The organism is Rhizobium sp. WSM4643 (assembly GCF_025152745.1).
Lineage (GTDB): Bacteria > Pseudomonadota > Alphaproteobacteria > Rhizobiales > Rhizobiaceae > Rhizobium > Rhizobium leguminosarum_I.
The window spans coordinates 2,416,620-2,439,029 of the sequence record NZ_CP104040.1 but is presented as its reverse complement, the minus strand read 5'-3'; the positions used below and the strand labels follow the sequence as shown (position 1 = coordinate 2,439,029).

Sequence of the window (22,410 nt, the reverse complement as noted above, 5' to 3'; positions counted from 1 at the left end):
GATTCCGCCCTCAGGCCGAGTTTGCGGCCGCGGCTGCGTTGTGTGCTGCCAGCGTCTGCTGGGCAGCGGCTGCGACAGCGTCGTCCTTGCCGCCCGAGACCTGAACTGTGGGCACGGCGAGCTTGATGCCGTTTTCGTTGAACGCCTCATGGATCATCCGCAGAGCTCGACGCTTCAGCGTGAACTGTTGGCCGGGAAGGGTCATGACCTTCATGCGCAGGAGCAGGCCGGAGTCCCCCAGGCTATCGATCCCCTGCATCTTCAGCGGCTCGAGCGTCGTCGGTTTGAACTCCGGATCCTCGAACAGCTCCAGGCCGATCTTCTTGATGATCTTGCGGGCCTTCTCGATGTCGGAATCGTAGGTGATGGTGATCGTCATCTTCTCGATCGCCCAGTCGCGGCTCATGTTCTGGACTGCTCCAAGCTCGCTGAAGGGCACGATGTAGACCGCGCCGCGCTGGTGCCGGAGTTTGATGGATCTTAGGCTGAACGACTCGACGGTGCCCTTGTAGCTGCCGCTCTGGATATACTCTCCCACTCTGAAGGCGTCGTCGAGCAGGTAGAACATCCCGCTGATCACGTCCTTGACGACAGTCTGCGCCCCGAAGCCGATCGCAACGCCAACCACGCCGGCGCCTGCGATCAGCGGACCGATTTCGACCCCCAGCGATGACAGCGCCATCATGATCGCGATGGCACTGAAGAGGATCATGAGGAAATTGCGAAGGATCGGCAGCAGGGTTCTGAGACGTGTGCGCCGCCGCTCCCGCTCGCTGCCGATTTCGAGGACGGCCTCGGTGTCGCCGAGCTTGCGATCGATCAGCACTTTCACGACATTCCAGGCAAGATCGACGACCAGAAGAATGATCCCGGCGCTGAGGAGGCCACGCACGAGGCGTAGAAGCGGCGAATCCTGCATCGTCATTTGCGTCAGCCTGATATCGAGCGCATCGGCAAGAAGGATGATGGCGCCGACGATCAGCGCTGCCCTGATGCCGCGCTCGACGATCACCGAGACCACATTGCCTTTCTTGTGGCCGTCCACTTCGTCCGTGGAAGAGCGCAGAATATTGTTAACCGACGCCTTGGTGAGGGCGATGGCACCGGGCAGCGCGGCGCAAACGACCGCGATCCAGAACAACCTCATGGCGCCGACCACCCACAGCAACCAGACGGCAACGAAATAGACTGTCCAGAGCCAGTTCCGCGCCTGCAGGCCGATCCGGCCGGCTTGACCGGCAGCCAATTGAACCGGACGTCTCCAGACGGCTTCGATACCGATGACGAGGAGCACGAGGCCGAGGGCATAGGCGACGAGTTGCCGGGTCGGGTCGGAAAAACCGAGCGTACCGAGCAGTCGGATCGTCACCCAGCCAAAGGCATACCAGCCGATGAGGTAACCGAGGCGTTTTGTCCAATGGCCGGCGACATCCGCAGTGATCGGCACGACACGAAACCGACCTTCTTCCTCGGCGTTTGGCGCCAAAAACACCTCGAAAAGAGCGCTCGCCAGACGGAAGATCACGATCGCGAAGAGGTATCCCACGACCACTTCCCTGATAACAGGTGGCCATTGGAACATCAGGAAGAAGCCGATGCTGCCGAGGCCGAAGGAAAGGACGTAACATGCCGCCCACAGAAGCCTCGCGGCCAGTGCGATCATCCGCTCGCGAACCGTGGCAAAGGGGGCGCGCGCCATCCATGAGCGCCAGCCGGCGCTGATCCACCAGAACAGCCATTGCGCGGCCAGCCCGACGGCGACGAAGGCAGCGACCAGGAAGATCGGCCGCGTCCCGCCATTCGCCTGGATGTCCCGTTCGAGCACGGCCCCGCCTCGCATCGTCTCCAGGGGAAAGGACTGGATGGCGTCGAGAAGACTAGAGGCATGGGCACGGAATCGCATCGTGAATTCCGAGAATGAAGGGTCTGCGTTCCGGGTTTCCAAGGGCGGTTCCGCCGCGGTCTTGGCTGCTGCCGATTGCTGCTGCAGGAAGCGCTGGACATCCGGATCCGAGAACATGCCGATAAAGCGCTGAACACTTTCTGGCTGTGGGCTCGCAGGCGTCACGCTCTGCGCCACAGCAATCGAGGCACAAAGGAGAACGGAAGCCAGGGCAAGCGCCGTGAGAAGTGGTTTAAACATGCGGATCTTGGAAAGTAATGGCATTGTTTATCCTGATCTCTATGAACCTCAGTTTGCCGGTTCCTGAACCGTTATTGCCTGCACGACTCCTTCGATCGGCCCGCGGCGGTGCACTCGGAGGCCTTCGGCGGTGTACCCACAGGACCCGCGAGGCCGCTGACCTGGCCGGCATAATTATCTCTGGTGTCGGCGTCGACGACGGCGACCGGGGCGGCAAGGATCAGGCCGGCTGCGCTGCCTGCCGCCGCCGCCGTGCTCGTCGTCGCGGCAACGATCTTGTCCCCTAGCCCGACCTTGCTGTCGGTCAGCGTCTGTCCGTCGGAAATCCGCGCGCCGATGAGCTGTACGACCTCGGGCGATTCTGCGAATTTTCCGTGGTTCAACCTGTCGCCCGCCTTCACCTTGGTGAGATCAATCACTGTGATCTGGCTGTCGGCTAGTTCCTTCTTGAAGGGAGCCTGCTCGGGATCGATGGCGCCCAGTCTGGCGACGTCGCCCCATACCCTGCGGGATACCGCGAGCGCGCGGTCGTCTCGCGAAACGAACAAGGTGAACTTCGGATGCTGCTTGCCCATGTCGACGATCTGCTGGCGGAAGACATCGACATCCACGTCGGGCGAGGCCAGCATGACATTCTCGAACTTGGCGGGAAGGCGGCCGTTGCGGATCGCCATTTGGCGAAGTGCTTCCAGCGCCAGCCAGTTGCCCATGGAATGCGCCAGGATCGAGACTTCTTTCACCTCTGGATCCCTCGCGAGATACTGGAAGAGGGTCTCCAATGCGTTACGCGTGTAGTTCGTGCTCTCCCTGTCATAGCCATATGCAAGCAGACTGCCGCGCGACGGCCATGTCACCAGCACCGGCGCACTATGGACGCCGGAATCCTTGACGATCTGGGCGAAGCGATAGACGGAGTCTTCGAAACGGTTGTTGAAGCCGTGGATGAACACGAGCACGCTGCGATCGCGGCTCTTCCTGACTGAGGCGCTTAGCCATTTCTTGGCGTCGTCGCGCGTGATCTCATCGGCTTTCAAGGTTGCGAAGTCTGTTGCCGGGTTGGAAGGAAGCCTCATCGGCCAGGCGACTTCGCCGACCTTGCGGACGTTTGCAGGGGGAATGGATACGGTGATGTCGGCAAAGGCCGGGGCGAGCGCGCGCTCGCCCGTGAACATCTCGCCTTTTATCGTGGAGCGGCTGCGCGTCGTGGCCACGAGCATGTCGACTTTGGCGGCGTTCGGCGCGCTGTCGGCAACGGGGATGAGCACGTTCTTCGCGTGGCCTCCACATCCGGATAATGCGCAGAGCAGCAGGAGAGCCGAGATCCATTTCAGACCTGGGGAAGTGCCCGGTTGAATTCGGCCATCGCGACATCTTGTGCTCACTGCTGTTCCTCGTAGCCACATCAAGTTTGAGCCGGCCTCGCCGCCGCGCGCTGTGGCTGTCGAAGTCGGCACTAAGGCGAGACTATGCGAAGATGAGATGCCTTACCCGTATGATCGGGTATGTTACGGTCGGGGAGGCAGCATCAGCGGGGTTGCAGATCCGAGGTGTCGGCGGTCCACGCCATTGCATTCGGATCGGGCACGGTCATTCCCGCCTTGCGAAGTCCTTCGATCAGACGATCGCGATCTTCAGGCTGCATGTTGCGCATTGCGAGTTCCGTTACAACGTTCGGCAGGAAGTCAGGTCGCATGCTGACGAACACCTGTCCTTCCCGGCGGGCGTCGTCCATCATGCCAGCCTCCGCGTAGATGATGGCGGCGACAACATGGAAGAGAGGGAACTTCTGCGTGTTCGCCTGTTTGATTTCGAGCACGGCGGTGTGGTTGTCGCGGAGCATGTAGGCGGCCAAGGCTCGCGTTCCACGGTAAAAGCCGCCACTTCCTGGGTTCAGAGCAATGGCCTGGTCCAGAAGGTCTGCTCCGCGCTGCCACTGGCCAGCTATCGCAAGCCGGGTTCCGAATTCGCCCATCAGTTCGGTGTCGTTGGGGTTGGTGGCGAGCGCCAGCTCACCCACACGAAGTGATTCAGCAAGCTGCCTGTCGAAGAACAGCGCCGTCATCAGGGCTTGAAGTCCGCGCGTATTGTTCGGATCGATCTGCGTTGCGCGCCTGGCGGCATCGAGTGCACGCTGTATGGCTGTATCCTGCCCTGATGTTGGATTGAACTTGTACCGGTCCTCATCGAGATAGACGATCGAAAGCATTGCCCAGGCGGTCGCGTAGTTCGGAAACCGCGCGAGCGCGGCCTCGAGGCAATCCCGGACGCGCGCATGCGCCTCGGCGCTCAGTTCCGAACGATAGGCATAGAAGCGCAAAGTGCACTCATACGCACCGAGGTTATCCGGCGGCGGACTGGCGGCGTCGACCTGTGCCATCACCCCGTAGGGCTGGGCGATGGCGGTCGCGACCTTTCTGGCAACATCCGTCTGGATCGCAAACAGGTCTCCCGATGCGAGATCATTGTCATAGTTCTCCGACCAGAGGATTTCGCCGTCCGACGTATCGAGCAGCCTCGCCGTCACACGAAGGCGCTTGCCGGACGTGCGTACCCCGCCGGCAAGGAGATAGCGTGCGCCGAATTCCGCCCGGATCTCCGATGCGCCCACATCCGCTGGGAGGGACTTGGACGTTTCGCGGCCGAAAACCTTGATCTCCTTGAACCGTGGCAGGATAGTCATCAGTTCCTCGGTCAGGCCGGCTGTGTAGAGCTGCGCCTCCGGCCCTTCGCCGAGATTGGCAAACGGAGCCACCACGAGGGCCGGGCGATCGGGCGACAGGCTTGCAACGCGTGCCAGCGACGGAGCGGGAGACCGCTCCGCGATCCAAAATAGCGAAATAGCCACTGCAGCGAGCGCAGCAGCACCCGGCAACAAGACCCGCCTTGCGCGCCACCAGCCTCCGCGGCGGACCTCAGAGGGCGATGTTTCGCCAGCGTCCTCGTCTCCAGTGTCGACTGATGCCGGACAGGACCAGGCGAAGGTTGGAACATATCCGCCTTTGGGAATGTCGATCCTGACGGGGTCATGCTGCCCGGCGACGAGATAATAGCGCTCAAGCGACCGCCGGAGCCGTCCGGCCTCGATCCTGACCACAGGATCGTCCTGGGTGAAGCCGGGATCCCGGCCGAACACCTCGATCGCGATCGAATAGGCTTTGATCCGGTTGCCCCGGCCCTCGAGGGTTTCCGAGACGACATAGCGGAGAAACGTGGCGGCGCGACCGACGCCGGGAAATTCAGGGCTGGAGACGACACGTTCCAGTTGTTCCCGGATGTCGTCGGCGTGAGGCGCCGGCCTTGAAGAAATGGGTGCCGCAGACCCCTCTGCTGGTATCGACGTCTGCATGTCTGTCCCCAATCCCCCATGGAGTCATATCACTGCCAGACCGTATGTTACGGTAACATACTCCACGAACCGATCGCCGTCCATGAAGATCGGGATCTGGCACACGTTGCAGTGGCAGCATTCGAAATGCCGGTAAGGAGTGAACCATGGACGAAGGCGTGACCGCAGTCCGTCGGCAGTTTCCAGCCAGGATCAAGGCGATCGACGATCTCTCTTCCCGCAGTGAAGACTTTCGGGAAATCTGCAGGGACTTTGCCGACGCCCAATCGGCGCTGCAGAAATGGAACGTCTCAACCGATCCGAAGCGCGACGAGCGTGTCGCCGAATACCGAGAGCTGATCGCAGAACTCTCCAAGGAGATAGAGGGCGCACTTGACGCCTCGGTACCGCCAACCGCTCGCTGACGAGGCGAGACCAAGCACGCGGAGCCATCGAGGGGCGTATGTTACGGTTACCTACTTGCGTTCCATCGCCCGGTAACGACCATCGCGACAAATGTCCGGCGCTGAAATTTTGCGCTTGCACGAAACGAAATGCCTCCGAAGGATATTGCCGTGGTTTCCGAAAACTTGGACGAGCCTGCCATTTCCCCAACGCCTCGGAATCCACTCCGCAGGATAGCCCTCATCGTCCTCCTGCTGGCGCTCGCCCTGTTCGCCCTCTCTGTCTTCATGGAGCGGCGGACGCCGTCAACATCGCAGGCTCAGGTTCAGGCCTATATCGTCGGCATCGCGCCCGAAGTCACCGGCCGGGTGGTGGAAGTGGGCGTTGCCGACAATTCGCGGGTCGAGGCCGACCAGATTCTCTTTCGCATCGATCCCGAGCGCTACGAACTCGCGGTCAGTGAGGCCGAGGCGAGCCTTGCAAGTGTCGGCCAGTCAATGGGCGCGTCAACGGCTGCTGTCGATGCGGCGCAGGCAAAGCTCGTAACGGCCCAAGTCGATCGGGACAATCTTCGCGAACAAGCCGCGCGCGCCGCAGAGCTGCAAAAGAGGGGCGTATATTCCAAAGCGCGGGCTGATTCAACCAAATCGGCTTTCGGTCAGTCAGAGGCGGCCGTCACTGGTGCTGAGGCTGAGTTGGCCAAGGCCAAGGAGCAACTCGGGCCGAGCGGAAATGACAATCCGCAGCTCCGGGCGGCCCTGGCGGCGCTCGAAAAGGCACGACTCGATCTGCTGCGGACCACCGTTCAGGCACCTTCGGCCGGGGTCGTGACCAACCTCCAACTTACAACCGGTAAGGTCGTGTCGGCTGGGCAGTCGGCCATGACCTTTATCGATGTCGGAACGATCTGGATCGCCGCCGCCTTCAAGGAGAACAGCCTCGAGAACGTCGCAGTCGGCAACCGAGCGGAAGTCCTTTTCGACGCACTTCCCGGTCGGGTGTTTCCGGCGCAAGTCGAGAGCGTTGGTTTCGGCGTATCGCAAGGCAGCACGGACCCGAACACCGGATTGCCGACGATCCGGAGCGATAGCGGCTGGGTCCAGGAGCCGCAGCGGTTTCCAGTCCGGCTCATTATCGAGGAGGCGCAGAGGCCCAAGGGCGGCGTCCGCTACGGATCGCAGGCGACCGTCGTCATCTACACCGGCGACAACCCGGTCACCAATGCCTGGGGATCGCTCTGGATCCGCATCATGTCGGTGCTGACCTATGTCCGCTGAGAGGAGCCCCGCGATCGAGGAGCAGAAACGCAAGGGGCTGCGGGTTGCGTTCGCGGTCTCGATCGGCTTCACGCTCGCAGTCTATGCGGGGGCCATTGTGCCCTTCCTCGGTCCGCTCTTTGCCGCCCAGTTTCTGCTCGGTAGTTCGCGGCCGATGCCGCTCGGCAAGACTATCGGGGCGGCGATGGTCGTCCTGATCGCAGGGATGGCGATGATGGTTCTGACCGACGTTCTCGGCGACCGTCCGGCACCCTTTCTCCTGATCCTGGGGCTGACCTATTTTGCGTGCTTCGCCGCGCAGTCGACGGGAAAGGGAGGAGCGGCCGTCTTTCTCGTGCTCGTCGTTTCGATCATCGTGCCTCTGCTCGGCATCCTGAACAAGGAACTCGCCAATTCTATCCTGTCCATCCTGGTCGCCGGGGTGTTGTCCGGCACGGCTCTGATGTGGTTCGCCCATGCAATCTTTCCCGAGCCGTTCGCCGCGGAGGTTGAGGCGGTGGCGATCTCCGAGCGGCCGCCGGCCTTGGGTCGGGCGCTGGCAAACACGGTTATCCTTCTGGGCTCTGTCGTGATCTGCCTGACGAGCGACAACCTGACCGCTGCGGCGGTCATTCCGATAACCGTGGCGTCGCTGCTCGGGCAGCTCGACGTTGCCGCGAGCGCGCGGGCGGCGATCGGGCTCGTGCTCGTCAACCTCTTCGGCGGCGTGCTCGCCTCCGTTGCGTATGCCGCGCTATCACTGCGTCCCAATCTTTTCTCGATCTTCCTCATCGTTCTCATCGTAGTCCTCCTCATCGGAGGGCGCGCGGCCGCCCGCTCGAAGGACGCACCGATATTTGCCGGCGCCCTGACAACCTTCCTGATTCTCTTCGGCCTCGGTGTCTCGCCTCTGCCCGGCAGCGCCGCAGAATCCTTCGCCACCCGCATCGTCTATGTCGCAGCAGCCTTGATCTACGCGCTGCTGTTTGCCGTCATCCTGTGGCCGCGGACGGGGGGGAAACGAAGAGGATATCGGCATGACTCAGGCGTTCTCTGAGAGCAGCCTATCTTGAAGACGTCGGCTGCTTTGAGTTCCGCGATGTTCTTGGCGCTAGCCGCTTCGGCGGCTTCAGTTGACGCCACCGAGAGCAGAAGACTTCATCAATGTTCGCAAGCACTGCGAACTCGCCCATCTTTGGAAGGATCCACCCGACCCCAAGGGCTTCAGCGAATGCATGAAACAAAGGCGCTATCGCCTCCATTTCTCGCCGACCTGCCAGACCCGGGAGCCGCAGGGCGCAGTGCTACGACCTGCAGCGGTGACTGCCGATGCGTTAGCATCAGGTCTTTGTTTTCAACCCGGCACGGTCTCGGCGGTCATCTTTGCCTCCCTTTGTCGTTCCGAACCACGACGAGCCTCAATGACAGTGCTTGCCGACCAGGCCCCCGCTGTCCGAACTTTAAAATTGAGTATGCAGGTGCAGCCTCCCTCCTGCCGGATCGGGCCGTCGATTGCGGCATGCGGATCCAGGACATCCGGAAGGGAAGGTTGCTAGGGCTTGAGATCGCGGGCTTGTCCGGATGCCCTGAGCTCCTTAAGTGTTTTGCCCAAACAACTTCCGCCGATTGGTTCACCTAACGCTTTAGCGGTCCCGCCGATCGATATCGTTCCCGCAACCTTGCTCGGATTGATGTAGGTGGCCATACCATCTGCATCCAATCTCGTGAAGTAGAAGGCTTGGTGCAGGCCTTTATATTCGCAGGTTATGACCATCGGAAATTGTTCGAGCGGCTCGGCCGCCTGCGCTTTCGAAACGGATATGCCGGCCAAGGGAAGAATGCAGGCAATAGCGACGGACAGCACACGGATCGACGGATAGATCATCACACACTCCTGTTGATTGAAAACATCAGCGCGCCGGACAGCCAGCGCTGTTCCGGTGCGGTGTCGTCTCACACGGCCCCGATCATCGCATGTCCTCGGCGATCACATCCGGGACTACGTGCCGGATGCTGTTGTCTTCGACGTAGCCGCCGGGCCGCTTCTGACGCTTCCCGAGGTCCGGCGCATCGAACTTCACCTTTTCATACGGAATCGATTTCAGGATGTGCGAGATGCAGTTGATGCGCGCGCGCTTCTTGTCGTCTGACGGCACAATCCACCATGGGGCGTGCTGGCGGTCCGTCGCCCGGATCATTTCGTCGTAAGCAGCCGAGTAGTCCCACCACCGCTGGTACGACTCGACATCCATCGGGCTGAGCTTCCACTGCCGCAGCGGATCGTCGATCCGCCGTCTGAAGCGGCGATCCTGTTCCTCCTCGCCGACCGTCAGGAAGTACTTCAGCAGGGTTATGCCGCTTTCGACTATCGAGGCTTCGAAACCCGGAGCCAGCTCGAGGAAACGCCTTGCCTTTTTCTCCGAGCAGAATCCCATCACCCGGTCCACGCCGGGGCGATTGTACCAACTGCGATCGAATATGACGATTTCGCCCGCGGCCGGCAGATGTGCGATGTAGCGTTGCATATACATTTGCGTCTTTTCGCGATCGGTCGGGGCCGGCAGCGCGATCACGCGAAAAACCCGTGGACTGACGCGCTCGGTAATTCGCTTGATCATCCCGCCTTTGCCGGCAGCATCCCGGCCCTCGAAGATGATCACGATGCGAGCGCCCGATTTCTTCACCCAGGCCTGCAGATGCGCGAGTTCGACCTGAAGTCTTACGATTTCCTTGTCGTAGTTCCAGGACTTCTTGCGCTTCTTTTCGTCCACTTCGGTGTCGTCGTCCTGCCGTTTGTTCATCACTTCCTCCATGACCCCTTATTGATGACCTCCGGCCAAAGGCCGGTCGCTTCCTTCCCCCAGGCGCGCGGCACGCAGCGCGTCTTCCGTGTCGTCAAAGAACTTTCCGGCTCCGATGCCGCCGACGACGCCGGCGCGGCCCAGCAGCTCCGTGGCCTCAGCGTTTAGGTGAGCCACGCCGAAGGCGATGCCCCGCCCGGAGAGGTTTGCCTGCACGGCATCGAGTGCGGCGGCTCCGGTGCTATCGATATGCGCAATGGCGCTGGCGTCGAGGATGAGCCAGCGTGTTTCGGCCGGCAGGCCGTCAGCGATGGCGCGCAACCGGATGCGGACATAATCGGCGTTGTAAAACAGCAGATTGCCCTGGACGAGACATATGGAGATGCCTGGAACGCCCCGGGCGTCCGGAAAGCGCTGCATGTCGTAGAAGCCATCGCGCCCGGCAATGCGGCCGAGAAGCGTGTCTTTCGGGAACATCGTCTTGCGCAGGAGATAGATCAGGGTTGCGGCGATCGCGACGATGACGCCGTTCAGGACTCCGAAGCTGATGGCTCCGAACATGGCGATGAGGGCGAAGACGAACTCCGCGCGGCTGATGTGCCATATCTTTCTCAGCTCGCTGACGTCGATCAGGCTGATTGCGGCTGCCGCCAGGATCGCCGCCAGGGCAGGGATCGGCAGGATGCGCAGGGCGCCATTCAAGAACAGCAGCGCCGCCATCAGGGTCACGGCGGAAACGAGACCGGCTGCCTGCGATCTGCCGCCGACTGCAAGATTGATCGCTGTACGCGAGTCGGAGACGGCGATGGGAAATGAACCAAACAGGCCGGGGGCGATGTTCGCCGCGCCCAGCCCGATCAGTTCCTGGTTGGCGTCGACCTCCTCGCCGGAGCGCGCCCCGAAGCTTCGTGCGGCGACGATACTCGAGCCAAAACTGATCAGAAAGACGGCTGCCGACCCAAGGACGATCCTGTCCATGGGCATTTGAGAGAATGCATGGAGGGAGAATGACGGCAGCCCGGTGGGGAGATCGCCAACGACGCGGATGCCTGCGGCTTCAAAGTTGAAGATGGCGGAGAGAATGACGGAAACGACGACAACGACGACGGGTCCCGGTACAGGCAGCCGCGTGGCTTTCACGATCCACAACAGTGCGAACATGGCGAGCCCGAACAGCAATGTCGGCCAATGGATCAAGGCACTCTTGCGAATGATCTCGGCAATCGGCGGCAGGAGACCGTCGGACTCGATACGCACCCCGGTAAAGCGGCCGATCTGCCCGACAAGGATGGAGATGGATACGCCGGCAAAGAAGCCGACCAGAATCGGGCGGGATAGAAAGCTTGCGAGGACGCCCAGCCGCAGCAGCCGTGCTGCAAAATAGAAGGCTCCGACGCCGAGCGCCAGGGCAGACGCGATCGCAACCGGATCGGCTGATGTGCCGGCAGGTTGGGCGGCGATGACAGTTGCCATGACTGCCGCAAGAACCGCCATGGTCCCGGCGTCGGGCCCGACCACCAATAACCGCGATGGCCCGAACAGGGCGTAGGCAACGGGCGCGACGATACTCGCATATATCCCGGTTTCCGGGGGGAGGCCGGCGATGGCGGGATAAGCGATCGCACTCGGCAGGCCGACAGCTGCAATCGACAGCCCCGCAGGAATATCGCTTCGCAGCCAGTCCGCGCGAAATCCCTCCAGGCCCCTGAATATCGGCATATGAAAACTTTGAAGCATGCCACTCCCCCCGGAATTCATTCATCTGCTGAAGCGAACTCAGGCTAGCAGTGGGGTAGCCTCCGATCGCTCCATCAGCCGAACGGTTGGCCGCGGGCGCTGATGTGCCGGCCGAACCCATGGCTGACGAACCGCATAGGTGCGCAGCGGCCTAGCCGACTGGTGCCTCCCAATTCAGGAAGAAGCCGATGTCGCCCGGCATGCCGCCCGGAAAACTGATGACCATCGCCTTCAGCTTGTAGCCGTGAGGCCGGGCGACTTCGATGAAAAGATCATATATTTCCTTGGCTTTTCCTTGAAGCGTCGTCGGCCACTCTGGCCGGGCACTGTTGATCGCGCGGCCGCTATCCGTGCAGAAGCTCGACGGAAAGCTATAGACCATGGCCTCGGATTTGCCGTCGGCGGCTGCCTTCATGATGACGCGCCTGATAATGTCACGTTCCTTGTCGCCGACGTGTTTGCGGAAGAAGTCATCGACGAACTCCGCGTGCTTTTTTGCTTCACGCGCTTTGATTTTGTCCTCACGCTCCATTTCTATCAGCTGCAGTTCCAGAGCTTTCTGTCTCAATTCTTCCGCGCTAAGCATCTGAGGATTTGACTTTTCACTTTCAGCCATAACGTTGCCTCCCAATGGCCGACGGCCAATACCGAAAACTACAGCATCGATAAGTCAAACTAGACCGTATGATACTGTAGGTTCTGGTTACCTACAGCCTGCCGATATTTTAGCTGTCAACACCCTCCAACTGGGATGAGTATGCGGCATGAGCGAAATGCATGAAGCAGGAGTGTGTCGGCTCTATCTCTCATTGACGTGCCAAACGGGGGCGGCAGCGCACCGCGCCGAGATGGAACGTTAGGCATCGGTTTCGAAACCGGGGTACAGCGTTATTCCGCCGTCGATATAGATCGTCGCTGCGACGATGTAGTCGGTGAAATCAGGCGCAAGCCGCACCGCTGTCCGGCCGATCTCCTCCGTCGCGCCGATGCGTGTACGGAATGAGCTTCATCAAGTCGGCACAGTTTCCGAGGTTCGCCACGCGCAGGTCTTGGTCGGCGTGCGAATGGCGCCCAGGGCGATGCTGTTGGCGGATGCGTTTTTTCGGCGTGCCAATAACTTCGTGATCAAGCGGCCCGCCGTCGATTTTAGTTTGCGCGCTGAACTCCGCTTTTGCAAGTGTGTTACTGTAACATACGTCCTAGCGACTACGCCTGGGGCTGTCTTTGCGATAAATTTGGAGCAAAAGACTGCTTGGCCGATGTTTAGCTATCAATACTCCTCCACTCGGAGGAGTATGCGGCACCAGCGAAAATACAATAGTCGACAGCCTACACACCATGTCTGACCGCAAGGAGGATTTGAGATGGCTAGACCTTACGCATTGTTGCTCGCCACGGGCCTGTTTCTGCCTTTTGCAGATTTCCTGTTTTCGCCACATCTGACGCTGACAGCCGCCGCGCAGCAACCGGCCACTGCCGGTCCCGTGGCAGCGGAAGACGAAGCGCCGGCGCCGCTGAGCGAGGACGAACTCGAAATCCTGGTGGCGCGGATTGCGCTTTATCCGGACGAACTGGTTGCGCTCGTCACATCGGCGTCGCTCTATCCGCTGCAGGTGGTGGAAGCAGCCCGGTTTCTCGAAACCTTGAAGAAGCAGCCCGAGCTCAAGCCGAAGACGACGTGGGACGGCAGCATCGTATCACTGCTGAACTATCCCCAGATCGTTACGATGATGAGCGACGACCTGGACTGGACGCAGTCGCTCGGAGATGCGCTCTCCGTCCAGCAGAAGGACGTTCTGATCGCCATACAGCAACTGCGCGACAAAGCGGTCGCCGACGGCATTATCAAGACCGATGACAAGATCAAGGTCAGCCAGGAGAACGACAACGTCGTGATCGTCTCCGCCAGTCCTGACAAAATCTACGTTCCGCAGTATGCGCCGGAGATGCTGTATGAACCGAACTATGCGGCTGAGCCTATCGGCTACTATTCAGAGCCGTATCCGAACTACTACTATCCGACCGCCCCCTTTTTTGCGGGCGTGGTGACGGGAGCGGTTTGGGCCGCCGCCGTCGACTGGAACCGTTGGGGCGTATGGGGCGGGCGCTGGAACGGCAACGTCGATATCGACTGCAACAATTGCCTCAACAACATCAATGGCAAAGTGAATATCAACGACGTCGACTGGAAGAATGTCGACCGCAGCAAGATCGGGTTCGACGGCGGGCAGCTCAACAATATCGACCGCAACTCCTTCCGGAGCAGTATCGAGGCGAATCCCGGCAACAGGGTCGGAGCCAGAGACAACGACCGTGCGAACACGATCCGCGACCAGCCAGGCAAAATCAGCGTCAACGATGTCCGCAAGAGCAAGATCGATGCGGACAGGATCAGTGCTGCCCGCAACAAGCCAGGCAATACGGGAGCGGCTCCTGGAGGCGGGAAGGCAGCGCAGGCCGCGCAGAACCGCAGGCCCGACGCGAGGCCGACGAACAGAGCTGGCGAAAAGGCAAGGTCCGGGGCCAACGCCAAACGTCCAGTCGCAAAGGCGAAGCCAGCGTCCCGCGTCGACAACCGGCCCAGAAAGCCATCAGCCCTCGGTCAGGTCGACAGCGGCAGGCGCGCTGAGATGCAGTCCAACCGCGGCAGACAGGCCATGGCCGGGAGCAATCGCGGCGGCGGTAGAGTAATGCACGGCGGTGGCGGCGGCCGCGGTGGCGGTGGTGGTGGCCGCGGTGGTGGCCGCGGCGGCGGTCGTCGGTGACCGAAAGAAGGAGGAAAGTGATGACCAAGTCAGTCAGAAACATGCTTCTGGGTTCTGTGTTCGCTCTTGCGGCTCTCGCCACCAATCCGGTTTCGACATCTGCGGCAGAGCCATCCGATGCGACCGTCATCTCGGGCTTCGCTTCGCAGAGCGATCCCCCGGTATTCGAGACGCCGGAACAAGCCGTCGAGGCCTTCAAGGCGGCCTTGTCGGCTGATGATTTCGACAAGTTTACGGCGCTGCTGGGAATTGATGCGGCGAAAGCGAAGGCAGACGAAGGCGTGATGGACACCTACGCACAGATCCGGGACGGCACAAGCAAGAAAATCGTCGTGAAGGACGTCGATGGCCGCAAGATCATCGAGATCGGCGACAAACTGTGGCCTCTGCCATTTCCGATCGCGAAGGGCGACGATGGCAAATGGGGTTTCGACACCTATGCCGGGTTCGAGGAGATCATCGATCGTCGCGTCGGCGAGAACGAATTGCAGACCATCGACACGATGCGGGCCTATGTCGACGCCCAAAAGGAATATTCTTCCGCCGACCACGACGATGACGGCGTCCTGGAATATGCCCAGAAACTGATCAGCAGCGACGGCAAAACTGACGGTCTCTACTGGTCGCCTGATCTCGGCGAGGGTGACAGCCCGGCGGGCAACGCCCTCGAAGACAATGCGGCGCTTGATAAAGCGAAGGCCGGCGAGGGCTATTACGGCTATCGCTACAGGATTATCGAAAGCCAGGGGCCGAACATCGCGGGCGGAAAGTTCGATTACGTGATCAACGGCAACATGATCGCAGGATTCGCACTGATCGCCTGGCCGATCCGGTATGGCGAAACCGGCGTGCACACGTTCCAACTGAATGCTAACGGCACGGTCTACCAGGCCGATCTCGGTCGGGAGACCGAAAAAATAGCCGCGGGCATCAGGAGCTTCAACCCGGATGACAATTGGGACGTGACTGATGATTGAACACGGTCGCTCGTGTTTGGAACCAAGTCCGCTCCACGTCGTTGCCGCTTCGTATCTGACAATGATGCAAAGGAGGAAACGATGATTTCCGCAGATCAGATCCGTGAACATATGGAAGTTCGGGCTGCCGACGGCACCCATGTCGGCACAGTCGATCATCTCGACGGCCCCACGCGCATCAAGCTGACGAAGACCGACTCGGGAGATGGCAAGCACCACTTGATCCCGCTCGATTGGGTCGACCATGTGGACGCCCACGTCCACCTGTCGAAGAACGCCAGGGATGTCCGAAGCCAGTGGGCCACCATCAACTGACAGCCTGTCGGCTGCGGCTCGCGGGCCGCAGCCTCCTTGAACAGAATGATCAGAGCATGATCTCGTCCGAAAACCGCTCACATTTTTCGGCATCAGGCCCTTAACGGAGCCCGCCAAGCAAAAGGAGATCGATATGCCAGCCAAGTCCAAGGCCCAGCAGAAGGCGGCAGGCGCCGCGCTTTCGGCCAAGCGTGGCGAGACGCCCAAGAGCGAACTCAGAGGCGCCTCGAAACAGATGGTCGAATCCATGAGCGAGAAACAGCTCGAGGAATTTGCCTCAACCAAGAGGAAGGGCAAACCTCAGCACGTTTCGAAATGAGAGATGTGGAACCGCCGCCGGCGTGTCACCGTGAAGCTCATGTCGTGGTCGTCTTCATGGAGAAATCCGCGACCTCATGCGTGTTCGAAAGCGCGTTCAGGATCGCGCGTGCCGATGCGTCTGGGTCCCTGGCGAGCCATCGCAGCTCGAACGTCACCTCGGCGCCGCTATCGGCGGTTCGGTGGAGTGACAGGAGGCCTGCATGGCATCTGAGCGGATTCAGTACTCCCGATAGGTCGGGGATATTGCCGTTCGAGGCGCGGACGACAAGCGTCGCCTTCTGTTCGCAGCGCAGCCATGTGTCCAGCCGCTTCAAGGGCGACAGGACGATAAAGCCAACCGCCGTCGCCGCGATGCCGGTCAGGATCTGACCGCCGCCGAAACAGAGGCCCACCACCGTCATGAACCACAAGGTCGCCGCCGTCGTGACCCCGGTCAGTATGTCGCCGCGTTTGAGGATCGCTCCGCCGCCGATGAAGCCGACGCCCGTCAGGACGCCGAGCGGAAAGCGCAGCACGTCCATCTGCGTGAACGAGCCAGGCGTCTTTCCGTATGTCGACAGAAGAAGGTTTGCCTGGATCATCGCCAGGCAGGCGGCAAGCGCCACCAGGATCGTGGTTCTGAAACCTGCCGCATGACCGCCGCGCTCGCGATCAAGGCCGATGAGGCCGCCGGCAATCAATGTCAGCATGATCCGCGCGCCGATATCCCACCAGCCTGGCGTCAGCGGCATGGCATCCGTCAGGAGCGAAGGCATGTTTTGGTCCAGACTTTGTCCTGGCCCTCTCGCTGCTCGCCGGGCATTTGCTCCTCCTCGGCCGTGGTTATCAGAGTGTATCCGATGCGCCACGGCGCACCGTGGTATAAACGCCATGCGGCGCAGGACGTTCCTAACGCTCCCAAGTTGGGGGCGTGACAGGAAAAGCGGCCGTCGATGGGCCCGATTGGCGGTTCGTCTGCAGTCGGTGTATGGTTCCAACAGAGATCTGGGCAATCGCCCATCAGCTACGAGACCGCATCGCGCTAAAACGGAGTCCGAGATTGGCCGTCGCTTTCACCAAGGAAGAGAGTTTCGAAACCGCTTCGGAAACCCTGCTGCCCGATCGTCCGATCTCGCCGCATCCGAACCTCGTTACGGAAGCGGGATTGAAGGCTCTGGAATTGCAGTTCCAGCAGGCTCGCGAGGCCTATGATGCTGCGAACCCTATCGAAGACGTGAACGAACGGCGGCGGCAGACGGCCAATCCCTTGCGTGATCTTCGCTACTTAGCCGCAAGACTTCGCACCGCTCAGCTCATGCCTGCCCCTACGTCAATCGATACCGTCGCCTTCGGCAGCACGGTGACTTTCCGTCGTGACGACGGGCGTGTGCAGACCTATCGCATCGTCGGAGAGGACGAGGCTGATCCGAAGGCCGGGTGCATTTCCTATGTCTCCCCGGTGGCGCGGCTCCTGATGGGCAAGGCTGTTGGGGATATGGTGGAGACAGGCGGCCAGGAACTGGAGATCATCGCCGTAGCATAGGAGAGCGCTATTCGCGTAGAGACCAGCGAGTTCGGTAGCCGCACCGCTTACGTCTGACAAAAGCGCACTCGGTCGCTGAGATGAGTGAAGCCTCAGAGATTGCGTTTCGCGACCTTGATGACCTCCCGTGTCAGCTCCGCCAAGCGATCGGCGGCAAAGCGGTTTATCTGCCAATAGAGCGGGACGTCCAACGGCGTATCGGGAACCAGCTCCACCAGCCGTCCCGATAACAGATGCTCGCGGGTCAGCTGGGTGGGGTTCATTCCCCAGCCCATGCCCGAGAGGCTGGCTTCGACGAAACTTTGCGGCGACGGCAGCCAGTGGGTGGGGTAGTCGAGATCGTGTCCGAACATCCGCCTGATCCAGCTGCTTTGCAGCCTGTCCTTCTGATTGAAGGTCAGCGCCGGGGCGCTGCGGATTGCCTCTGATGTCACGCCATGCGGAAAGTGACGGGCGACGAAGTCGGGGGTTGCCGTCGCATGGTATCTGAGAACGCCGAGTGCAAAACGCCGGCATCCGCGGACCGGCTTTTCCAGGCTGGTGACGGCGGCGATCACCCGCCCGCGCCGCAGCCATTCGGCGGTATGGTCCTGGTCGTCGACGGCGACGTTCAGCAGATAAGAATAGCTCCTGGCGAAATTCGCCATGGCCTCGACGAACCATGTCCCGAGGCTGTCGGCGTTCGTCGCGATTTGAAGCGTGACCCTTTGGCGGGGTTCGTCGGGATCGACGAGTGCCGGCAGCTGCCCGAAGAGTTCGGCTTCGAGCATGCCGACATTCTCCATATGGCGGCAGAGCCATTCTCCCTTTTCCGTCGCCGTGCACGGCGTGCCTCTGACGATGAGGACGACGCCGAGACGTTCCTCGAGCTGCTTCACGCGCTGGGAAATGGCCGAAGGCGTCACGTTCAGCACGGTCGCGGCTCTTTCGAAGCTGCCTGTCTGGACAATGGTTGCAACTGCGCGAAGAGCGGGATAGTCGAGCATGGATTAGTCTTGCTTCATTGGAGTAAGGTGGATTAATTAGCCTAATTCGCCTAATCACGATAGCGCAACCTCACCGAAATGAGGGGCGTTGGCTGAAGAGATGAATTTTTCGATCTATGGAACCGGCCTGATGATGGGCCTCAGCCTGATTGTCGCCATCGGCGCGCAGAACGCCTTCATCCTCCGTCAGGGCTTGCGCAACGAACATGTCTTCGCCGTCTGCCTCGCATGCGCGGTATCGGATGCCGCGTTGATCGTGCTTGGCGTGACCAGCCTTCAGCAAATCGCTGGGTTGATGCCCTGGCTCGATCCTGTCATGCGCTACGGCGGAGCCGTATTTCTGGTGTGGTACGGGGCAAGAAGCCTCTATTCCGCCTTGCGGTCATCCGCCGCTCTCACGGCTGGGGAAGCCACAACGTCGAGTTTCCGGCAGACACTGGCGACCTGCCTCGCACTCACCTGGCTCAACCCGCACGTCTATCTCGACACGGTGGTGCTGCTCGGCACGATATCGACACGATATCCGGGAGAGCAGGCTTCATTTGCGACAGGGGCGGTGACGGGTTCCTTCCTGTTCTTCTTTTCGCTCGGATATGGCGCTACACGGCTGCGGCCGATCTTCTCGAAACCCTCATCCTGGCGCGTGCTGGAAACGCTCGTCGCTTTCACGATGTGGATCATTGCGTTCAAACTGCTGGGCGGGATGTGATCGCCGTTCGACTGTCGGTCGGCCGCTGCGGCGCAGGTCGAGCGGACGTTGCAAGTGGACCGCCATCGATCTGGCCTGAGCGGATTCAAAGTGATGAAGCGTCTCTACCGGGTCCCATCGCATGCGCGGCGCTCCGGGAGGGTTAACTCCATTTCGCGCTGGCAATCCGCCAGCAGATGTGGCGGAAAGCGCCTTAACTCCCGGAGCGCATGCTCATGGTTAGCATCCCTGCGTCTCTGCGCCTTGAATGCGGAAAGGGCCTGTACGATATTCCAGATGCTTGTTTGAGACATGTTGGGCCTCCTTGGCTGCATTTTGCTGCCGACACGCGAAATATCGGGTTCAATTGACATTCAATCAAACAAAATGATATGGGGTTATAAATCAGAAAAATTGAAAGATGCGACGATGAGCATTCCCTTTCGCCGTCCCATTCCGCTGCTCGACAACGATGTATTGCGTACCTTTGTTGCCATCGCCGAGACGGGCAATTTTTCGACCGCCGCCGAGGCGGTCTTCCGCACACCGTCGGCGGTGTCGATGCAGATCAAGAAACTTGAAGAGCAGCTTGGTGCGACACTATTTTTGCGCGACGCACGCTCGGTATCCCTGACGCGCCACGGCGAGATGTTGCTGTCATATGCTCGCAACATCCTGGCGCTGTCGAACGAAGCGGTGTCGCGCTTCATCATGCCGGAGCTCAGCGGCGTCGTGCGGCTCGGCGCGCCGGAGGATATCGGCGAACGGCTGCTGCCGAGTATTCTGAAGAGTTTCGCCGAGAGCTATCCCGGCATCATGGTCGACGTGACGATCGACATGAGCATGGGGCTGAAGAAGCGCATGGAGGAGCAACGGCTCGACCTGGCGTTGATCAACTGTGCGACACGGCCGTTCCCGACGGGCGGTGAGGTGGTGTTCCGCGAGCGGCTGGTCTGGGCCGGCGCCAAGTGTGGTTCGGCGCATCGCCGCGATCCGCTGCCGATCTCGATCTGGGAGGATGGCTGCATCTGGCGCCAGGAAGCGCTCTCGCAGCTCGAACGCAACAAGCGGCATTATCGCGTCGCCTATCTCAGCGGCCACACGATGGCGCAGCGCGCCGCCGTGCTTTCCGATCTCGCCATCGCACCGTTGCCGCTTTCCTATGTCAACGAGGACATGGCGATCCTCGGGCCTCAGGAAGGGCTGCCGGAGCTCGGCGCCTTCGATATCCGCCTGCTGACCGCCTCGCAGGTATCGGGGCCGATCGAGACGGTGGCCGACAGCATTCGCGGCGCCTTTGCCGAGAGAGCGAAAGCAGTCGCCGCCTAGCAGCATTGGACAGGATTATGCGCCGATCGAAAGTAGGTAGCGCGTTCTATGGAACGCGTGTCTCTAGCGGGTATCCTTATAGCCAGTGAACCTTTTGGTTTGTCGTGCGTTATTGGCGCGGGACGGCAATTGTCGCCGTTCGGGGTTGATTTCAAACAAGGATATCCGAGATGACGACAACGGCCAAAATTGCCGCAGCCTTGATGGTTCTTCTTGCCCTTTCCTCCTGCGGCAACACGATCCGCGGCATAGGAAAGGATACGGCAAATACCGTGAACGCCACGCAGGATGCCGGCCGCTCGGTCGACCGCGCCGCGAAGAAGTAATGACGATTCAGCTTTCTTCCGAGGATTGCCGGATCAGATATTGACCGCGGGATCAGATATCGGCCGGGGCCGGATCAGATGACCGAGTTCGGATCATTCTAAGGGGTGACTGGGGGATAAGCCTTTTCCAGCCCGCCGGATCGGTCGAGACCGGTCCGGAAGGCCTGGTAGGCGGGATGCTGGCTGGAGCGGGCAGCTTCCGTCAGCCGGATCTGCAACCGGTCCGGCGCCTGGGTTCCGAGCCAGATTCCCAGATTTTCGAGCTTCAGCGAGTTCAGGAAACGCGATCCGGCGGCAAGATCGAGATGGCGGCGCAGGCCGTCGAGCAGGTTGTCGTCCTGGGCAGCGTTTTCCATGAGCAGCGCCAGATACGACTTGTCGGTCTCCGACAGCGCGGCGAGCTTTTCCGCAACGGTATCGCGGTCGGGAAAGGGAATCATCGAATCGTCCATGCTTGATCGTGTTTTTGCCGTTATAAGCTCGCCTTGACCTTCTCGGCTACATCGACTGGCACCCATTTGGTCCACAGACTCTCGTAATTGCGAAGAAAATAGATCGCGGCATCCTCAATGCTTTCGCGGTTTTCGTCCTGCCAGGCGAGCACCTGATTGATCGTCGCATTGTCCCATTTGCGGGTCTTGAGATAGGTCGTGACAGGCCCGGCGCGGCTGGCGAAGGACCTGGTCATCAGCGTGAAGGCGCGCGAGACCGGGTAGGAGTTGACCTCGGGCCTGGCGCAGCCGGCAACTGCGGTACAGCGGTCCCATTCGCTCTTGTTGTGGCCGACGCCGAAGCTCAGGCGCGTCATGTCGTATTTGCCGAGGATGGCGGTCGGCGCCCAGTAATAACCGAGCCAGCCGACCTTGTTGTCGAAGGCGCGGGCAATCGATGCATCGAGCCGTTCGGGACTGCCGGTCTCGACGAGCTCGAAGCCCTTCTTGTCGGCGGCAAGCGCCTTGAACAGATTTGTGGTCGATATCTGGCAGCTCCAGTCGGCGGGGCAGTTGTAAACTGCGCCTTTCGATGGGTCGTCCTCGGCGGGGAAGAGTTCGGGATGTTTCAGCGCGTCTTCGACCGAGCGGATGTCGGGGTGGGCGTCGGCGATAAATTTCGGAATCCACCAACCCTCGACGGCGCCGTCAGCCAGGATTTCGGCCCCCTCCACTAACCGGCCGCTGTTGACGGCCTGATCGAGCAGGGACCTGACGGAATTGATCCAGTATTCCGAGGCGATGTCGGGGGTGCCTTTCTCATTCATCGAGGCGAAAGTCGGCAGAGTGTCGCCATCGACAATGGTGACCGAACAGCCGTATCCCTTTTCCAGGATGATCTTGTCGAAGCTCGCCGCGATGCCTGCCGAGGCCCATTTCATTTCGGCGATCGAAACGCTGCCGCACTCAGCGGCTTCAGCCGGCGCGACGGTAGAAAGAGCCGCGGCAAAGACGGCCGGAATCAGAAACGTCTTCATCGTCATTCCCCGAATTCTTCTTAGGCGGACGCGCAGGCTCTGAAAT

Annotated in this window: 23 protein-coding genes; 11 read left to right on the top strand and 12 right to left on the bottom strand. The window is 60.7% G+C overall.

The features are described 5' to 3' along the window. Nucleotides 1-10: 10 nt before the first annotated feature. From N1937_RS12290 to N1937_RS12280, 3 genes are all read right to left on the bottom strand, one after another. Entirely contained in the window at nt 11-2,167 is a 2,157-nt protein-coding gene (locus N1937_RS12290) for a mechanosensitive ion channel family protein (protein WP_260056252.1), read from the bottom strand. A 47-nt stretch (nt 2,168-2,214) separates the two neighbouring features. Continuing rightward, the gene (locus tag N1937_RS12285; RefSeq protein ID WP_260056251.1) at nt 2,215-3,525 is read right to left on the bottom strand and encodes an alpha/beta hydrolase; all 1,311 of its coding nucleotides are present in this window, start codon (nt 3,523-3,525) and stop codon (nt 2,215-2,217) included. Nucleotides 3,526-3,668: 143 nt separating this feature from the next. Further along, the gene (locus N1937_RS12280; RefSeq protein WP_170255668.1) at nt 3,669-5,489 is read right to left on the bottom strand and encodes an adenylate cyclase; all 1,821 of its coding nucleotides are present in this window, start codon (nt 5,487-5,489) and stop codon (nt 3,669-3,671) included. Nucleotides 5,490-5,635: 146 nt separating this feature from the next. Between N1937_RS12280 and N1937_RS12275 the strand changes: the two genes are divergently transcribed. The 3 genes from N1937_RS12275 (at nt 5,636) to N1937_RS12265 (ending at nt 8,186) form a co-directional block, all read left to right on the top strand. Then, a complete protein-coding gene (locus N1937_RS12275) occupies nt 5,636-5,893 on the top strand; it encodes a hypothetical protein (protein WP_162117301.1) in 258 nt (85 codons plus the stop codon). A gap of 150 nt (nt 5,894-6,043) precedes the next feature. Further along, nucleotides 6,044-7,150, top strand: coding sequence for an HlyD family secretion protein (locus N1937_RS12270; RefSeq protein WP_162117300.1), 1,107 nt, complete (start codon nt 6,044-6,046; stop codon nt 7,148-7,150). Further along, nucleotides 7,140-8,186, top strand: coding sequence for a DUF2955 domain-containing protein (locus N1937_RS12265; protein WP_260056250.1), 1,047 nt, complete (start codon nt 7,140-7,142; stop codon nt 8,184-8,186). The genes N1937_RS12270 and N1937_RS12265 overlap by 11 nt, the downstream gene beginning before the upstream one ends. 495 nt (nt 8,187-8,681) lie before the next feature. Here N1937_RS12265 and N1937_RS12260 read toward each other — a convergent pair whose 3' ends face one another. The 4 genes from N1937_RS12260 to N1937_RS12245 all read right to left on the bottom strand — a co-directional run bounded on the left by N1937_RS12260 (nt 8,682) and on the right by N1937_RS12245 (nt 12,283). Next, a complete protein-coding gene (locus N1937_RS12260; protein ID WP_017964700.1) occupies nt 8,682-9,014 on the bottom strand; it encodes a hypothetical protein in 333 nt (110 codons plus the stop codon). An 82-nt stretch (nt 9,015-9,096) separates the two neighbouring features. Beyond that, complete coding sequence (gene ppk2, locus N1937_RS12255) at nt 9,097-9,942, bottom strand: polyphosphate kinase 2 (RefSeq protein WP_162117298.1); 846 nt, start codon at nt 9,940-9,942, stop codon at nt 9,097-9,099. A 6-nt stretch (nt 9,943-9,948) separates the two neighbouring features. Continuing rightward, on the bottom strand, nt 9,949-11,667 hold the full coding sequence (locus N1937_RS12250; RefSeq protein WP_170261975.1) for a SulP family inorganic anion transporter: 1,719 nt from the start codon (nt 11,665-11,667) through the stop codon (nt 9,949-9,951). 151 nt (nt 11,668-11,818) lie between these two features. Then, the gene (locus tag N1937_RS12245) at nt 11,819-12,283 is read right to left on the bottom strand and encodes a hypothetical protein (RefSeq protein ID WP_017964697.1); all 465 of its coding nucleotides are present in this window, start codon (nt 12,281-12,283) and stop codon (nt 11,819-11,821) included. A gap of 748 nt (nt 12,284-13,031) precedes the next feature. Between N1937_RS12245 and N1937_RS12240 the strand changes: the two genes are divergently transcribed. The 4 genes from N1937_RS12240 (at nt 13,032) to N1937_RS12225 (ending at nt 16,043) form a co-directional block, all read left to right on the top strand. Beyond that, entirely contained in the window at nt 13,032-14,432 is a 1,401-nt protein-coding gene (locus N1937_RS12240; RefSeq protein WP_260058940.1) for a DUF3300 domain-containing protein, read from the top strand. A 20-nt stretch (nt 14,433-14,452) separates the two neighbouring features. Next, the gene (locus tag N1937_RS12235) at nt 14,453-15,409 is read left to right on the top strand and encodes a DUF2950 domain-containing protein (protein ID WP_170276618.1); all 957 of its coding nucleotides are present in this window, start codon (nt 14,453-14,455) and stop codon (nt 15,407-15,409) included. Between the two features lie 81 nt (nt 15,410-15,490). Then, on the top strand, nt 15,491-15,724 hold the full coding sequence (locus N1937_RS12230) for a DUF2171 domain-containing protein (RefSeq protein WP_017964693.1): 234 nt from the start codon (nt 15,491-15,493) through the stop codon (nt 15,722-15,724). Between the two features lie 133 nt (nt 15,725-15,857). Then, entirely contained in the window at nt 15,858-16,043 is a 186-nt protein-coding gene (locus N1937_RS12225) for a DUF3008 family protein (RefSeq protein WP_017964692.1), read from the top strand. Between the two features lie 37 nt (nt 16,044-16,080). On the opposite strand, the gene N1937_RS12220 is transcribed toward N1937_RS12225, so the two are convergent. After that, nucleotides 16,081-16,800, bottom strand: a complete 720-nt coding sequence (locus N1937_RS12220) for an MgtC/SapB family protein (protein ID WP_170255674.1) — start codon at nt 16,798-16,800, stop codon at nt 16,081-16,083. Nucleotides 16,801-17,084: 284 nt separating this feature from the next. Here N1937_RS12220 and greA point away from each other — a divergent pair, with 284 nt between their 5' ends. After that, nucleotides 17,085-17,567, top strand: a complete 483-nt coding sequence (gene greA, locus N1937_RS12215) for a transcription elongation factor GreA (RefSeq protein ID WP_260058938.1) — start codon at nt 17,085-17,087, stop codon at nt 17,565-17,567. A gap of 92 nt (nt 17,568-17,659) precedes the next feature. Here greA and N1937_RS12210 read toward each other — a convergent pair whose 3' ends face one another. Further along, nucleotides 17,660-18,553 (bottom strand): LysR family transcriptional regulator ArgP, encoded by an 894-nt coding sequence (locus tag N1937_RS12210; RefSeq protein ID WP_260058936.1) that lies wholly within the window; start codon nt 18,551-18,553, stop codon nt 17,660-17,662. 100 nt (nt 18,554-18,653) lie between these two features. Here N1937_RS12210 and N1937_RS12205 point away from each other — a divergent pair, with 100 nt between their 5' ends. Beyond that, entirely contained in the window at nt 18,654-19,262 is a 609-nt protein-coding gene (locus N1937_RS12205; protein ID WP_260058934.1) for a LysE/ArgO family amino acid transporter, read from the top strand. Between the two features lie 104 nt (nt 19,263-19,366). Here the strand turns inward: N1937_RS12205 and N1937_RS31420 are convergent, their stop codons facing one another. Further along, nucleotides 19,367-19,555, bottom strand: a complete 189-nt coding sequence (locus N1937_RS31420) for a hypothetical protein (RefSeq protein ID WP_311202848.1) — start codon at nt 19,553-19,555, stop codon at nt 19,367-19,369. Nucleotides 19,556-19,628: 73 nt separating this feature from the next. Here N1937_RS31420 and N1937_RS12200 point away from each other — a divergent pair, with 73 nt between their 5' ends. Together N1937_RS12200 and N1937_RS12195 are read left to right on the top strand one after the other, a co-directional pair. Then, entirely contained in the window at nt 19,629-20,570 is a 942-nt protein-coding gene (locus tag N1937_RS12200; RefSeq protein WP_018074580.1) for a LysR family transcriptional regulator, read from the top strand. Nucleotides 20,571-20,740: 170 nt separating this feature from the next. Next, a complete protein-coding gene (locus N1937_RS12195; RefSeq protein ID WP_003540537.1) occupies nt 20,741-20,896 on the top strand; it encodes a hypothetical protein in 156 nt (51 codons plus the stop codon). A gap of 98 nt (nt 20,897-20,994) precedes the next feature. Here N1937_RS12195 and N1937_RS12190 read toward each other — a convergent pair whose 3' ends face one another. Then, the gene (locus N1937_RS12190) at nt 20,995-21,348 is read right to left on the bottom strand and encodes a hypothetical protein (RefSeq protein ID WP_170261969.1); all 354 of its coding nucleotides are present in this window, start codon (nt 21,346-21,348) and stop codon (nt 20,995-20,997) included. A 20-nt stretch (nt 21,349-21,368) separates the two neighbouring features. Then, nucleotides 21,369-22,370 carry a glycine betaine ABC transporter substrate-binding protein gene (locus N1937_RS12185; protein WP_170276623.1) on the bottom strand — a complete coding sequence of 334 codons (1,002 nt, stop codon included), beginning with the start codon at nt 22,368-22,370 and terminating at the stop codon, nt 21,369-21,371. Nucleotides 22,371-22,410: the final 40 nt, after the last annotated feature.

Bases quoted from the DNA above. Each gene is read 5' to 3' on its own strand.
- N1937_RS12290 (WP_260056252.1), bottom strand. From the start codon at position 2,167: ATGCCATTACTTTCCAAGATCCGCATGTTTAAACCACTTCTCACGGCG.
- N1937_RS12280 (WP_170255668.1), bottom strand. From the start codon at position 5,489: ATGCAGACGTCGATACCAGCAGAGGGGTCTGCGGCACCCATTTCTTCA.
- N1937_RS12275 (WP_162117301.1), top strand. From the start codon at position 5,636: ATGGACGAAGGCGTGACCGCAGTCCGTCGGCAGTTTCCAGCCAGGATC.
- N1937_RS12265 (WP_260056250.1), top strand. From the start codon at position 7,140: ATGTCCGCTGAGAGGAGCCCCGCGATCGAGGAGCAGAAACGCAAGGGG.
- N1937_RS12260 (WP_017964700.1), bottom strand. From the start codon at position 9,014: ATGATCTATCCGTCGATCCGTGTGCTGTCCGTCGCTATTGCCTGCATT.
- ppk2 (WP_162117298.1), bottom strand. From the start codon at position 9,942: ATGGAGGAAGTGATGAACAAACGGCAGGACGACGACACCGAAGTGGAC.
- N1937_RS12250 (WP_170261975.1), bottom strand. From the start codon at position 11,667: ATGCTTCAAAGTTTTCATATGCCGATATTCAGGGGCCTGGAGGGATTT.
- N1937_RS12245 (WP_017964697.1), bottom strand. From the start codon at position 12,283: ATGGCTGAAAGTGAAAAGTCAAATCCTCAGATGCTTAGCGCGGAAGAA.
- N1937_RS12240 (WP_260058940.1), top strand. From the start codon at position 13,032: ATGGCTAGACCTTACGCATTGTTGCTCGCCACGGGCCTGTTTCTGCCT.
- N1937_RS12235 (WP_170276618.1), top strand. From the start codon at position 14,453: ATGACCAAGTCAGTCAGAAACATGCTTCTGGGTTCTGTGTTCGCTCTT.
- N1937_RS12230 (WP_017964693.1), top strand. From the start codon at position 15,491: ATGATTTCCGCAGATCAGATCCGTGAACATATGGAAGTTCGGGCTGCC.
- N1937_RS12225 (WP_017964692.1), top strand. From the start codon at position 15,858: ATGCCAGCCAAGTCCAAGGCCCAGCAGAAGGCGGCAGGCGCCGCGCTT.
- N1937_RS12220 (WP_170255674.1), bottom strand. From the start codon at position 16,800: ATGCCTTCGCTCCTGACGGATGCCATGCCGCTGACGCCAGGCTGGTGG.
- N1937_RS12210 (WP_260058936.1), bottom strand. From the start codon at position 18,553: ATGCTCGACTATCCCGCTCTTCGCGCAGTTGCAACCATTGTCCAGACA.
- N1937_RS12205 (WP_260058934.1), top strand. From the start codon at position 18,654: ATGAATTTTTCGATCTATGGAACCGGCCTGATGATGGGCCTCAGCCTG.
- N1937_RS31420 (WP_311202848.1), bottom strand. From the start codon at position 19,555: ATGTCTCAAACAAGCATCTGGAATATCGTACAGGCCCTTTCCGCATTC.
- N1937_RS12200 (WP_018074580.1), top strand. From the start codon at position 19,629: ATGATATGGGGTTATAAATCAGAAAAATTGAAAGATGCGACGATGAGC.
- N1937_RS12195 (WP_003540537.1), top strand. From the start codon at position 20,741: ATGACGACAACGGCCAAAATTGCCGCAGCCTTGATGGTTCTTCTTGCC.
- N1937_RS12190 (WP_170261969.1), bottom strand. From the start codon at position 21,348: ATGGACGATTCGATGATTCCCTTTCCCGACCGCGATACCGTTGCGGAA.
- N1937_RS12185 (WP_170276623.1), bottom strand. From the start codon at position 22,370: ATGACGATGAAGACGTTTCTGATTCCGGCCGTCTTTGCCGCGGCTCTT.